The organism is Bradyrhizobium sp. S3.7.6 (assembly GCF_054061875.1).
The window spans coordinates 1,548,473-1,560,072 of sequence record NZ_JBSSEQ010000001.1 but is presented as its reverse complement, the minus strand read 5'-3'; the positions used below and the strand labels follow the sequence as shown (position 1 = coordinate 1,560,072).

At 64.5% G+C, this 11,600-nt stretch carries 15 protein-coding genes; 6 read left to right on the top strand and 9 right to left on the bottom strand.

Going from position 1 to position 11,600, the window contains the following annotated elements; translation table 11 throughout:
* Positions 1 to 63: 63 nt before the first annotated feature.
* The 3 genes from ACVJ5M_RS07400 to ACVJ5M_RS07390 all read right to left on the bottom strand — a co-directional run bounded on the left by ACVJ5M_RS07400 (position 64) and on the right by ACVJ5M_RS07390 (position 1,473).
* A complete protein-coding gene (locus ACVJ5M_RS07400) occupies positions 64 to 537 on the bottom strand; it encodes a secondary thiamine-phosphate synthase enzyme YjbQ (protein ID WP_063980778.1) in 474 nt (157 codons plus the stop codon).
* A gap of 133 nt (positions 538 to 670) precedes the next feature.
* On the bottom strand, positions 671 to 1,189 hold the full coding sequence (locus tag ACVJ5M_RS07395; RefSeq protein ID WP_063986051.1) for a hypothetical protein: 519 nt from the start codon (positions 1,187 to 1,189) through the stop codon (positions 671 to 673).
* Between the two features lie 41 nt (positions 1,190 to 1,230).
* Positions 1,231 to 1,473 (bottom strand): hypothetical protein, encoded by a 243-nt coding sequence (locus ACVJ5M_RS07390; RefSeq protein WP_166076733.1) that lies wholly within the window; start codon positions 1,471 to 1,473, stop codon positions 1,231 to 1,233.
* Between the two features lie 75 nt (positions 1,474 to 1,548).
* Between ACVJ5M_RS07390 and ACVJ5M_RS07385 the strand changes: the two genes are divergently transcribed.
* From ACVJ5M_RS07385 to ACVJ5M_RS07365, 5 genes are all read left to right on the top strand, one after another.
* Complete coding sequence (locus ACVJ5M_RS07385) at positions 1,549 to 1,923, top strand: AtpZ/AtpI family protein (protein ID WP_063980777.1); 375 nt, start codon at positions 1,549 to 1,551, stop codon at positions 1,921 to 1,923.
* Between the two features lie 112 nt (positions 1,924 to 2,035).
* Positions 2,036 to 2,785, top strand: a complete 750-nt coding sequence (locus ACVJ5M_RS07380; RefSeq protein WP_063980776.1) for a F0F1 ATP synthase subunit A — start codon at positions 2,036 to 2,038, stop codon at positions 2,783 to 2,785.
* Positions 2,786 to 2,838: 53 nt separating this feature from the next.
* The gene (locus ACVJ5M_RS07375) at positions 2,839 to 3,069 is read left to right on the top strand and encodes a F0F1 ATP synthase subunit C (RefSeq protein ID WP_007599451.1); all 231 of its coding nucleotides are present in this window, start codon (positions 2,839 to 2,841) and stop codon (positions 3,067 to 3,069) included.
* A 60-nt stretch (positions 3,070 to 3,129) separates the two neighbouring features.
* Positions 3,130 to 3,693: a F0F1 ATP synthase subunit B family protein gene (locus ACVJ5M_RS07370; RefSeq protein ID WP_063980775.1), complete on the top strand. Its 564-nt coding sequence runs from the start codon at positions 3,130 to 3,132 to the stop codon at positions 3,691 to 3,693.
* 5 nt (positions 3,694 to 3,698) lie between these two features.
* Positions 3,699 to 4,184, top strand: coding sequence for a F0F1 ATP synthase subunit B family protein (locus tag ACVJ5M_RS07365; protein WP_085402617.1), 486 nt, complete (start codon positions 3,699 to 3,701; stop codon positions 4,182 to 4,184).
* Positions 4,185 to 4,394: 210 nt separating this feature from the next.
* Here ACVJ5M_RS07365 and ACVJ5M_RS07360 read toward each other — a convergent pair whose 3' ends face one another.
* The 5 genes from ACVJ5M_RS07360 to ACVJ5M_RS07340 form a co-directional block, all read right to left on the bottom strand.
* Entirely contained in the window at positions 4,395 to 5,051 is a 657-nt protein-coding gene (locus ACVJ5M_RS07360) for a hypothetical protein (RefSeq protein WP_063980773.1), read from the bottom strand.
* Positions 5,052 to 5,170: 119 nt separating this feature from the next.
* A complete protein-coding gene (locus ACVJ5M_RS07355; RefSeq protein WP_014498500.1) occupies positions 5,171 to 5,758 on the bottom strand; it encodes a GNAT family N-acetyltransferase in 588 nt (195 codons plus the stop codon).
* Positions 5,759 to 5,797: 39 nt separating this feature from the next.
* Positions 5,798 to 7,087: a M16 family metallopeptidase gene (locus ACVJ5M_RS07350; protein ID WP_063980771.1), complete on the bottom strand. Its 1,290-nt coding sequence runs from the start codon at positions 7,085 to 7,087 to the stop codon at positions 5,798 to 5,800.
* Positions 7,084 to 8,502, bottom strand: coding sequence for a threonine synthase (thrC, locus tag ACVJ5M_RS07345; RefSeq protein WP_354099830.1), 1,419 nt, complete (start codon positions 8,500 to 8,502; stop codon positions 7,084 to 7,086). Before thrC ends, ACVJ5M_RS07350 begins: the two co-directional genes overlap by 4 nt.
* A gap of 591 nt (positions 8,503 to 9,093) precedes the next feature.
* Positions 9,094 to 9,738, bottom strand: coding sequence for a response regulator transcription factor (locus ACVJ5M_RS07340; protein ID WP_014498503.1), 645 nt, complete (start codon positions 9,736 to 9,738; stop codon positions 9,094 to 9,096).
* Between the two features lie 86 nt (positions 9,739 to 9,824).
* Here ACVJ5M_RS07340 and ACVJ5M_RS07335 point away from each other — a divergent pair, with 86 nt between their 5' ends.
* Positions 9,825 to 11,156 (top strand): histidine kinase, encoded by a 1,332-nt coding sequence (locus tag ACVJ5M_RS07335; RefSeq protein WP_354099829.1) that lies wholly within the window; start codon positions 9,825 to 9,827, stop codon positions 11,154 to 11,156.
* Here ACVJ5M_RS07335 and ACVJ5M_RS07330 read toward each other — a convergent pair.
* Entirely contained in the window at positions 11,153 to 11,518 is a 366-nt protein-coding gene (locus tag ACVJ5M_RS07330; RefSeq protein WP_063980769.1) for a nuclear transport factor 2 family protein, read from the bottom strand. The two genes, ACVJ5M_RS07335 and ACVJ5M_RS07330, sit on opposite strands and share 4 nt — an antisense overlap.
* Positions 11,519 to 11,600: the final 82 nt, after the last annotated feature.

The following is an 11,600-nucleotide window of genomic DNA, read 5'->3' as shown; positions in this document are numbered from 1 at the left end:
TCGACAGCAGCGACCGACAATACGAACCGGCCGCGGTCTCCGCGGCCGGTTTTGTTTTGGGGCCTACTGATTGCTACCGATGAATTGCAGCACGACCTCGCGCCGGTGCGGGCGCTTGCGATGCTCGATCAGGTAGATCGCCTGCCAGGTGCCGAGCGCGACTTTGCCGTTCAGGACCGGGACCTGAAGCGAGGTCTGCGTCAGCATGGTCTTGACGTGCGCCGGCATGTCGTCCGGTCCCTCGGTGTAGTGGGTCCAGCCGGCGTTCTCAGGCGCGAGCCGCGACAGTGCCGTGGTGAGATCGACGAGCACGGACGGATCGGCGTTCTCCTGGATCGTCAGCGACGCCGAGGTGTGCCGGATGAACAGCGTCAGCGCGCCATCGCGCGCCTGAACCTCATTGATGAACTTCGCGGCTTCGCTGGTGAGATCGGTGAAGCCGCGGCCGGGCGTCTGCACGGTCAGCAGTGACGATGCGACGGTGGTGACTTGCACCGACGATGGCGCCGAGCGCGTGACGGATTTGCCTGATGTCATGAAAGATCTCTCAACTCGGAATGCCACCGTAGGGTGGGCAAAGCGAAGCGTGCCCACCAATCGACGCAACGAGGTCAAGGTGGTGGGCACGGCGCTTCGCACCTTTGCCCACCCTACGGCATCTCGTCATGCGCTAGATCTTCCCCGAGACGTCCTTCTGCACGCGGTTGGCCATGTCGATCAGCCGGCGCCAGGCCTTTTCCAGGAACGACATCACCCGATCGACATCCTGGTCGCTGGGCAGCGGAATCTCGATCTTGCGGTCCCCCTCGGCGACCTTCGGGTCCTTCTTGAGCGGATCGGATTTCGGCATCGCCTCGTCGATCTTGCCCGACACGGTCGGCCCCGCCGCGATCTGCCCCTTCAGCTTCTCGACTTCGGCCTGGAGCCGGCCGATCTCGGCGTCGAGCGCGGTGCGTTCGTCGGGCACCGCGTAACAGGCCCAGCCCGCGCCGTTCTTGGTGCAGGTCGATACCGTGCCGGTGCGGGTGTCGAGCCGCAGCACTCCTTCGGGGATGGGCGTCATGCTGTAGCGGCCGTTTTCGCTGTCGGGCGCGGACTGTGCGGCAACGAGGCCGCCGCCGATGGTCATCATCGCGGCGAATACCGCCGCTGCAAGCCATGATGCTGTGGATGAATTTGCTGGTCTCATCGCGCTCTCCGCCATGGCGCTTCTGTGGCTTCTCTTCAATTCTACACCCCGGCGAGGCGATCTGCCGCCCAAAACGCGCCACCGATATCAACGATCGCGGCAATCCCTTTGATCCCGCCGGCAGGACGAAATGGTGGTCGCATTCGCCGATCATGAAGAGAGCTGCTGCGGTGCGGCGTCACGCTGTGTGCAGCGTTGCCGTGCGTGCCAATATCATCAAGTAAATCAGATACATAATAGAACGCGACGCAATCGTGACTTGGCTTGACTTGATTATGGGCCATCAGTATGGTCCGCGCGGCTTTTGAGGGTGGTGGGCGTAATTTCCATTCAGCCGCGGCGTTTCGGGTCTTCGTTGCATGACACAGGGCACGGGACACGGCGAGAATGGGGATCGCGATAGATCGTCCGAGGAAGCTGCGCTTTCCGAACGGCTCGGAAATCTTGATCAGCGGTTGTCCGAATTCCGGGACCGACGAATCAAGACCGAGCAACCCGCAGGTGACGGTGAAGACAGAGCGGCCAGAGCTTCGGCGATGGCGCTTGGTTTCCGGTTATCCTCCGAGTTGGTCGCCGGGGTCGTTGTCGGAGCGGGGATTGGCTGGGGTTTCGACCGCTTGCTGTCGACGTCGCCTTTCGGATTTATCGTGTTCCTGCTGCTGGGCTTCGTGGCCGGCGTGGTGAATGTGGTGAGAACGGCAGGCGCGGGTCAAAACAGGCGCGGTGATTCTTAAGCGATCCGCACCAACAGAGGAATGATCGTGCCGGCCATGCCGGTACGGGCCGGCCCGGCCGGCAGACCGAGACCCGCCGGCATTGCCCGGCAGACCAAGAGATGCCGCGCTGATGAAAATCGATCCGATCCACCAGTTCAACATCGAGCCTCTCTTCACGATCGGCCATATCGGCAATCACACGATCGCCTTCACCAATTCGTCGCTCTACATGCTGGTGGCGGTGGCGATCATCTCGTTCCTGATGCTTGCCAGTGGCACGCAGCTGGTTCCCGGGCGCCTCCAGTCGGTCGCCGAGATCTCCTACGAATTCGTCGCCTCGACCATCCGTTCGACGGCCGGCGCGGAAGGCATGAAGTTCTTCCCGCTGATCTTCTCGCTGTTCATGTTCATCTGCGTCTCGAACCTGGTCGGCATCATCCCCTATACCTTCACGATCTCGAGCCATCTGATCGTGACCGCCGCGCTCGCGCTTTTGGTCTTCTTCACCGTGCTGATCTACGGCGTCGCCAAGAACGGCCTGAAATTCTTCTCGATCTTCGTGCCTCACGGCGTCCCCGGCTACATCCTGCCGCTGGTGATGTTCATCGAGATCCTGTCGTTCTTCCTGCGGCCGGTCTCCCACAGCGTCCGTCTGTTCGCCAACATGCTGGCCGGCCACATCGCGCTCAAGGTTTTCGCGGGCTTCGTCGCCATGCTCGGCTTCTCGCTCGGCGCGCTCGGCTGGGTCGGCGGCGTGCTGCCGCTGGCGCTCACGGTCGCGCTGTACGCTCTCGAGATTCTGGTCGCGTTCCTGCAGGCCTATGTGTTTGCGATCCTGACCTGCATCTACCTGAACGACGCCATTCATCCGGGACACTGAGCGGTCCGGGGAATTTCCACCCACAACCCAATCTTTCTTCCAAGGAGTCTAAAATGGATCCGGCAGCAGCAAAACTTATCGGCGCGGGCATCGCATGCATCGGCATGGGCGGCGCGGGCGTCGGCGTGGGCGTGATCTTCGGCAACTACCTTGCCGCAGCCGTTCGCAATCCGTCGGCCGCTCAGGGCCAGTTCGGCAACCTGATCTTCGGCTTCGCCGTGACCGAAGCGCTTGGCATTTTCTCGCTGCTGATCGCGCTGCTGCTGCTGTTCGTTCCGCTCTGAGGACGATGTTTCGCGCCGCTTCGACCGAAGCGGCGCGCATGACGGCAACAGGAGTAATCCATGGCTGAGAGTCATGGCGGGGCGAAAAGTCCGGCGGCGGGCGCCCACACCGAGTCCGAAGGCGGTCACGGTGGCGGTTTTCCGCCGTTCGAGAGCAGCAACTACGCTTCACAGCTGGTGTCGCTCGCGATCTTCTTCGTCGCGCTTTACGTGATCGTGTCCAAGCTCGCTCTGCCGCGCGTCGGCGGTGCGATCGAGGCACGTCAAAACAAGATCGAGGGTGACCTCGCCGAAGCGCAGAAGCTGAAGGACCAGTCCGACGCGGCGCTGAAGGCCTATGAGGGTGAGCTTGCTTCGGCACGTTCGCGCGCGCAGGCGATCGGCAACGAATCCCGCGACAAGGCGAATGCGCAGGCGGAAGCCGAGCGCAAGGCGCTTGAAGAGCAACTGGCGGTCAAGCTCGCCGAGGCGGAAAAGACCATCGCCTCGACCCGCAAGACGGCCATGAGCAACGTCCGCGGCATCGCGGCCGATGCGGCAGGCCAGATCGTGCAGCAGCTCACCGGTATCGTTCCGGACGCAGCCTCGGTCAGCACTGCCGTTGACGCGTCCTTGAAGGGTTAGTCGATATGTTCTTCGATCCTGAAACCTGGGTCGCCATCGCCTTCGTGATCCTGATGGTCCTGTTCGGCTATCTCGGGGTCTTCAAGAAGGTGACGACTGCGCTCGACCACCGCGCCGACCGCATCAAGGCCGAGCTCGACGACGCGACGCGCCTCAAGCAGGAAGCGGCCAAGGTGCTCGCCGACTACAAGGCGCGCAGTGCCACGGCCGAGCGCGAGGCTGCGGACATCATCGCCAACGCCAAGTCCGAAGCCGAGCGCATCGCGACCGAGGCCAAGGCGAAGATGGAAGACTTCGTCGCCCGCCGCACCAAGACCGCGGAGAGCAAGATCGCGCTCGCCGAGGCCCAGGCGGTGGCCGATGTCCGCGCCGCAGCCGCGGAAGCCGCCGTCCAGGCCGCCTCCACGATCCTGTCGCAGTCGGTCAAGGGCCAGGTCGCCGACGACCTGCTCGCCAAGGGCATCAACGAGGTTCGGCAGAAGCTGAACTGAGGGGCTTTGCCTTTCACCAATCAAAAAGCCGGCGCGCGAGCGCCGGCTTTTTTGTTTGACGATGTCTGTAGCAACACATCGGATGTCATCACCCGCGAAGGCGGGTGATCCAGTACGCCGCGGCATCTCGATTCTAGCCTCGCTGTCTCGGAATACTGGATTGCCCGCCTTCGCGGGCAATGACAGTTGAGATTGCCGCGAGATCTTGCCCTATTTCTTCTTCGGCCTTGCCTTCGGCTCGGGCGAGAGCGCCTGCGGGTCAAAGCCGACATAGAAGATGTAGGAATCGGCGATCTTGGCCGAGGGCACGGGATAGGCCAGATCCTCGGCGATGAAGGTGAAGGGCACGCTGCCGCCCTCCGACATCTCGACCGTGGTCCGGTACGCCTTCGAGGCGATCACCTTCTCGCCGACGCCGCCCTGCACCACGGCAATGCGCAAGGGCACCTCGACGGTCGCAGGCGCACCGGCGGGACCGGCGATGACACGGCCCTGGATGCCGATCCGGGCCGTGATATCGCCGCCATTCCGGGTACATTCACGCGCCATCTTGGTGATCGTGGCCTGGAAGCGGATCTCATTGCCGACGGCCGGCTTGCCGGCGGCGCCGACCGCGTAGGTCGAGGCCCCGGCGCGCACCGTGACCTGCGGACAATCGACGTCGTCATCGGCCGCCGGCTGGCCGGGCGCGGGCGCCGGCTTGGGCTGGGCCGGCTCGTCGGACTTGCCGCCGAACAGGCTCTTGAAGCGGTCGGTGAGCGACTGGGCCGCCACCGGCGAGACGGCGGCGAGCGCAACCGACAACGCCAGCGCGATCCCCGTACCCCGCCGCAACGCATTCCGCGATGACCGAAGCTTCTTCACCATCAACGCCCATACTCCATGACCATCCTCCAGCCGATCGCCGGCCGGCCAGCGGTTTATATCGCCAAAATCGGCGAACCCAAGGCAGCAAACAAGGAGACTTTGGCAGCACGAGCGGCAGCTCAGCCGCGGAAATCCTCGTGCAGCAGGCCGAACAGCAGGTGGTCCTGCCAGACCCCGTTGATGCAGAGATAGCGGCGCGCCAGGCCCTCGCGGGAGAAGCCGCACTTCTCCAGCACCCGGATCGACGGCGCATTGGTTGGGATGCAGGCGGCCTCGACCCGGTGCAGATTGAGCTCGCCGAACAGCGTCGGCAGCAGCACCCGCAGCGCCGCCGTCATGTAGCCGCGATGGGCATGAGGCTTGCCGACCCAGTAGCCGATGGTGCCGGCTTGGACGATACCGCGGCGGACATTGGCGAGCGTGATGCCGCCGACCATGGCGCCATCGAGCTCACGGAAGATCAGGAAGGGATAGGAGCGGTCCGCGGCGATGTCCTCGGAATAGCGCCGCAGGCGGCGGCGGAAGCCGGACCGGGTCAGGTCATCCGACGGCCAGATCGGCTCCCAGGGCGTGAGATAGTCGCGGCTGGACTCGCGCAAATGCGCCCACTGTATGAAGTCCGACATCTGCGGCGCGCGCAGCAACAGGCCGTTGCCGCGCGGCGCGAGGGCGGCGGGTCCACTGGATGGCAGGCGAAACAGGGCCATGGTGATGCTTCCCGGGGCAGATCAGCCCGTGCGCGGCTCCTAGTGCAGCCGCGCCTTGGCACGTGCCCGGGTCAATCCTTCCGCAAAAGATACCGCCGTGTCCAGACCCCTGCCACTGCCCAATGCGACAACTGCAGGGCGGCTCCGCGAAAGCAGCGCACGCGCCGCATCCCGGGTCGATTCGACGCTGACGGCGTCGATCCGGGCCACCAGCTCCTCGACCGTCTGCGGCCGGCCATAGGCCAGCACATGCCGGGCCAGCTGCTCGGCGCGGGACGAGCAGCTCTCCAGCGCCATCAGGAGGCCCGCCTTCATCTGCGCCTTGGCCCGCGCGATCTCGGCCTCGGTCAGCGTCTCCACCGAATCATTCATGATGTCGACCACGACCTCCATCATCTCCGGTGCGTCGGCCGGATCGGTGCCGGTGTACAGGCCGAAGAAGCCCGTGTCGGTATAGGGCGCGTGGAACGAGTAGATGGAGTAGCAGAGGCCGCGCTTCTCGCGCACTTCCTGGAACAGCCGCGACGACATCCCGCCGCCGAGGATGTTGGTGAAGACCTGGAGCGAGAACAACGACAGATCGCTCTGCGGCACGCCTTCCAGCGCCAGCGTCAGATGCGCCTGCTCGAGCTCGCGATGCACCACCTTGGCGCCGCCTTTGCCGAACTGAGCGGCTTGCGGCTTCGGACCCGGCGTCCCCTCGAAACTCGCAAAGCGCCTCTCGACCTCGGCGACGACCTGCTTGTGATTGACCGCGCCGGCTGCCGCCACCACCATGTCGGGGCCGCGATAATGCGTCGACAGATAACCGCGCAGCATGTCGCGGTTGAAGGCGCGCAGGGTCTTGGCGGTGCCGAGCAGCGAGCGGCCCATCGGCTGGTCGGGATAGCAGAGCTCGTTGAGATGCTCGAACACGACGTCGTCGGGCGTGTCCTGCGCGGCACCGATTTCCTGCACGATGACGTTCTTCTCGCGCTCGAGCTCGTCGGGCTCGAATGCGGGATTGGCAAGGATGTCGGCGAGCACGTCGAGCGCGAGCGGCACGTCGGCCTTCAGCACCCGCGCATAATAGGACGTGGTCTCGGTCGAGGTGCCGGCATTGAGGTCGCCGCCGACCGCCTCGATCTCCTCGACGATCTCGCGCGAGGAGCGCTTGGTCGTGCCCTTGAACGCCATGTGCTCGAGCAGATGCGAGATGCCGTGCTCGTTCGGCTTCTCGTCGCGCCCGCCAACGCCGGCCCAGACGCCGAGCGCCGCGGTCTCGAGATGGGGCATCTCGTCGGTGACGACGGTCAGGCCGGAGGCAAGCTTGGACATCTCGACACTCATCCGGCAACTCCCTGTTTTGCGGCCCGCCTTACGGACAGCACGAACCGCTCGACCTCGGCCTGATCGTTCTTCATCACCTTCATGTGTTCGGATTTGGTCATGAGACCGTCGAGCCAGGCGGGCAATTGCGGCCGCTGGCCGCAGGCTGCCTCGACCGCATCGGGGAATTTGGCCGGATGGGCGGTGGAGAGCACGATGCTGGGCACCGTCGTGTCGGTGGTGTCGCGGTCGGCGACCGCGAGTGCGACCGCGGTATGGGGATCGACCAGCTCACCCGCCTCGCGCCAGGCGGCGCGGATCGCGGCTGCGGTTTCGGTCTCGTCGGCCCGGCCGGCGTCGAATTCTTCACGGATTGCGGCCAGCATCGCGTCAGGCAACACGAAGCGCCCCGACTGCTTCAGCGAGTCCATCAGACGGCGCACGCCGGCCGCATCGCGCCGGCCGGCCTCGAACAGCAGCCGCTCGAAATTCGAGGAGATCTGGATGTCCATCGATGGCGACGCGGTGGCGTGCACCTCGCGCACCTCGTAGATCCCGGTCTTGAGCGTGCGCGCCAGGATGTCGTTGACGTTGGCGGCGATGCGCAGCGTGCGCACCGGCAGCCCCATCCGCTTGGCGACATAACCGGCAAAGATGTCGCCGAAATTTCCGGTCGGCACGACGAAATCCACCGTGCGTGCCGGCGCGCCGGCGGCGACGGCGGAGGTGAAGTAGTAGACCACCTGGGCGACGATACGCGCCCAGTTGATGGAGTTGACGCCGGAGAGCGAGGTCGCATCGCGGAAGCGATGGTTGTTGAACATCCCCTTCACGAGCGCCTGGCAGTCGTCGAAATTGCCCTCGATGGCGAGCGCATGGACGTTGGCCGCGCCCGTGGTCGTCATCATCCGCTGCTGCACTTCGGAGATGCGGCCGTGCGGGAACAGCACGATGAGATCGACATTCTCCAGGCCCGCGAACGCGTCGACCGCGGCGCCACCGGTGTCGCCGGAGGTCGCGACCACGATGGTGGTGCGCTGGCCGCGCTTGGCGAGCACGTGGTCCATCAGCCGCGAGATCAGCTGCATCGCCACGTCCTTGAAGGCGAGCGTCGGGCCGTGGAACAGCTCCAGCACGAATTGATGCGGCGTCATCTGGCGCAGCGGCACCACCGCCGGATGGCGGAAGGTGGCATAGGCCTCGTTCGCCATGCGGCCGAGCTCGGCATCCGAAATCTCGCCGCCGGCGAACGGACGGATCACGTCGACCGCGACCTCCCAATAGGGGCGGCCGAAGAAGCCAGCGATGGCCTCGGTCGAGAGCTGCGGCCACGTCACCGGCACATACAGGCCGCCGTCACGGGCAAGCCCAGTCAGCATCACGTCGCAGAAGCCGAGTTCTGGGGCCTCGCCCCGGGTCGAGATATAGCGAGTCAAACTGCCCTCCAAAGGCCGGCCGGCCTTGAGCCAGATCCATAAGCCTTTGATTTCATGAAACTACTTGTTAACGGCCAGAGGCGTTAGGCCACCATAAAGTGTTTTGCGGCATCGGGAAACCGCTTCCCGCCTGTGCCCCGCTCAACGAAAAAGGGCTGCGGCGATGCCGCAGCCCTCTCTTGGAAGGTCTGTCGTTGATATGTGCAGACCCGGTTTGCCTCGTGCGGGTTGCCGGCCCGCCAAAACTGTCGGCCAAGTTCTCGGCGCCCGTCACGAAATCGTCAAGAGCCAAAACGGCGGGGGCAAGAAAATGTTCCTATTTTTCCCGGCGCGGTTCGCGTTTCGCAAAGGCATTCCTGCGAGCGCCCGCACGCCATTGCTTCTTTTTCCCGCAATTTCGGGTGGTTCAGGAACGAATATCACGCCGGCCCATTGTGTCGGCGGATGGTGTCGGCGCTGTCCATGCATTGCCCGGTACGCGCCGAGACCCGATCCGCCCGGCCGGACCGGCTGCATCCTGGAGCAGCCGGTTCGGTGCCGGGCGCCAGTGCGCGGGCCGCCGGTGCCCCCGGGCCGCCAATGCCCCGGGCGTCAGCTCATCCCGATTTCCACCGCGATCCTGATCAGGTCGGAATGGTTCTTGGCGCCGAGCTTCTGCTTGAGCAGGGACGTGGTGTTGGCGACCGTCTTGTAGGAGATGCCGAGCGCCTCGGCGACCTCGACGATCTTGTCGCCACGGCCGAGCAGGCGGAGAATTTCGAGCTCCCGCGGCGTCATCTGCGAGGCCGGATTGGCCTTGATCGCTGCACCGGAGAACGTGACCGCCTCCGCGAGTTGCGGCGAGATGAAATTGTCGCCGGCGACCACCTTGCGCACCGCCTTGAGCAGAATCCGGGGATCGTCGCCCTTGGAGACATATCCCTGCGCGCCAAGCTCGACCGCCCGCACCACGAAGGCCGGATCGTCGTTCATGCTGAACATGATGATCTTGGCATCAGGGTCGTCCTTGCGGATCCGCCGCATCAGCTCGAAGCCGGAGACGTCGGGCAGGCTGATGTCGATGACGGTGACGTCGGGCCGCTTGCTGATATAGGCGCGATGCCCGGATTTGGCGTCGGTCGCCTCGTCGATACGGATCGAGTGGTCGGACGCGAAAAGGGTGCGGCATCCTGACAGCACCACGGGATGGTCGTCGACGATCAGAACTCGGGTCGCCGGCTTGGCGGTATCTTGCATCGCGCGCTCTCTTGTTTTTCGACTCATAGACCGACGGGAACAAATGGAAAGAGCAAATCCCGCCAATGCGCGTTAGAATTGACCTAATGTGGCAGCGGCTCTCATTCAGAACAGAATTGTTTCTTCCGCTCGGCTTGAGCTTCCTTGCCGCGCTGGTCATGGGCGGCGTGCTGCTCCAGAGCTTCGCGGCGGGGCAGCTTGCCGACGAGAATGAGCCGGGCCGACGCTCGACCCGGACGGTCGCCGAGGCACTCAACAACAGCCTGAAGGCCTCGGACGACCCGCGGAAGATACTCGACGCATTTGTCCATTCTTTGGACAACTCCTCGGATATTCAATTCCGTTCAGTGGAAGCAGGTCCCGCCCCCTCTCCAAAGGACAGCCTGCGTGATCTGCATGGCGTGCCGCATTGGTTCGTGGACCTGATCGCCATCCCGGAGATGGACGCCGCATCTCCCGTCATCATCGACGGCAGGCGTGTCGGCGACATCGTGTTCATGCCGGACCTGTCAGCCGATCTGTTCGAGAAATGGATCGGCTTCCTGGCGCTGACGAGCCTCATCGCCGTGCTGATGATGCTGACTGGGACCATTGCCTATCTCTTTGCGGGATCGGTGCTGCGTCCCCTGCAAGATCTCGGCGCAGGCCTCACGCGAATCCGGCGCGGCGATTATGCAACGCCTATCCCGGTCGCAGGACCGCAGGAGATCCGGCAGAGCTGCGAGGAAGCCAATGCGCTGGCGATGACGCTCGCGCAATTGAGTCAGGATAATCGCGACCTGCTGCACCGCCTGGTGTCGCTCCAGGACGACGAGCGGCGCGATCTCGCGCGCGAGCTGCACGACGAGCTCGGACCGCTATTGTTCGGCATCCGCGCCAGCACGATCGCGCTGAGCGAGACCTCGGGAAATCTCGGCAACCCGGCGCAGGAGGTGATGCGCTCTGTCGAGGCGCTCCAGCAGACCAACCGCCGCATCCTCGACCGGCTGCGGCCGCTCTACATCGAGGAATTGGGGCTCGAGACCAGCGTGCAGACGCTGCTCCAGAACTTTCGCAGGCAGGCGCCGCATATCAGCCTGACGGCCACGATCGATCCGGGTCTGAACGAGATCGACCGACCGCTGGCGCAGACCGTCTATCGCCTGATCCAGGAGGCGCTGACCAACGTGCTGCGCCACGCCGGGGCGAACAATGCCCATGTGCTGGCGACCATGGCCGGCGAGGTGCTCACGATTGAGATCTCCGACGACGGCGGCGGCTTTCCCGCCGACAACGTCTTCGGCCGCGGCCTGACGGGCATGCACGAGCGCGTGCGCGCGCTCAGCGGATCGCTGTCGCTGCTGCGCGCGGACCAGCGAACCTATGTGCGCTGTCGCCTGCCGGTCGAGACGGCGCGAGACGTGCCGGCGGCCGGCTAGCACACACCATCGGCATGCGGGGACTGCCGCGCCGGCTCGCACAGGGTACTGTAGATCTTGCCTTCGGGACTGAAGCGAAACGAGGCGTGGATACGCAGCGAGCCCGCGACGGAATATTCGAGATCGATGCCATGCGGCACTGGATTGATCTCCTCAAGACCGAAGCCTGCCGACGAGAAGGTGCTGAGCCGCGGTCCCCAATAGGTTTCGAGCTCGCGCCGCCCGCGATAATGTCGCTTGCCGTTGCACATGCATTCGACCCGGGCGTCGTCCGCATAGAGATCGAGGAGCGTCGCGAGGTCGCCCTTCCGGCAGGCGTCCACCCAGTCGACGACAATTCCCATCTGGTCGAAATCGCTCACACCAAAATCCTGTCTGCCGCGAAAAATTTGCGTGCGGCTTAGGACCACCCTCGTGAATATGTCCTGAATAATAAACCCCGGG

Excerpts from the sequence above, each read along its gene's own strand:
- ACVJ5M_RS07400 (WP_063980778.1), bottom strand. The coding sequence starts at position 537 with ATGACATCAGGCAAATCCGTCACGCGCTCGGCGCCATCGTCGGTGCAA.
- ACVJ5M_RS07395 (WP_063986051.1), bottom strand. The coding sequence starts at position 1,189 with ATGAGACCAGCAAATTCATCCACAGCATCATGGCTTGCAGCGGCGGTA.
- ACVJ5M_RS07390 (WP_166076733.1), bottom strand. The coding sequence starts at position 1,473 with ATGGCCCATAATCAAGTCAAGCCAAGTCACGATTGCGTCGCGTTCTAT.
- ACVJ5M_RS07385 (WP_063980777.1), top strand. The coding sequence starts at position 1,549 with ATGACACAGGGCACGGGACACGGCGAGAATGGGGATCGCGATAGATCG.
- ACVJ5M_RS07380 (WP_063980776.1), top strand. The coding sequence starts at position 2,036 with ATGAAAATCGATCCGATCCACCAGTTCAACATCGAGCCTCTCTTCACG.
- ACVJ5M_RS07375 (WP_007599451.1), top strand. The coding sequence starts at position 2,839 with ATGGATCCGGCAGCAGCAAAACTTATCGGCGCGGGCATCGCATGCATC.
- ACVJ5M_RS07370 (WP_063980775.1), top strand. The coding sequence starts at position 3,130 with ATGGCTGAGAGTCATGGCGGGGCGAAAAGTCCGGCGGCGGGCGCCCAC.
- ACVJ5M_RS07365 (WP_085402617.1), top strand. The coding sequence starts at position 3,699 with ATGTTCTTCGATCCTGAAACCTGGGTCGCCATCGCCTTCGTGATCCTG.
- ACVJ5M_RS07360 (WP_063980773.1), bottom strand. The coding sequence starts at position 5,051 with ATGGTGAAGAAGCTTCGGTCATCGCGGAATGCGTTGCGGCGGGGTACG.
- ACVJ5M_RS07355 (WP_014498500.1), bottom strand. The coding sequence starts at position 5,758 with ATGGCCCTGTTTCGCCTGCCATCCAGTGGACCCGCCGCCCTCGCGCCG.
- ACVJ5M_RS07350 (WP_063980771.1), bottom strand. The coding sequence starts at position 7,087 with ATGAGTGTCGAGATGTCCAAGCTTGCCTCCGGCCTGACCGTCGTCACC.
- ACVJ5M_RS07340 (WP_014498503.1), bottom strand. The coding sequence starts at position 9,738 with ATGCAAGATACCGCCAAGCCGGCGACCCGAGTTCTGATCGTCGACGAC.
- ACVJ5M_RS07335 (WP_354099829.1), top strand. The coding sequence starts at position 9,825 with ATGTGGCAGCGGCTCTCATTCAGAACAGAATTGTTTCTTCCGCTCGGC.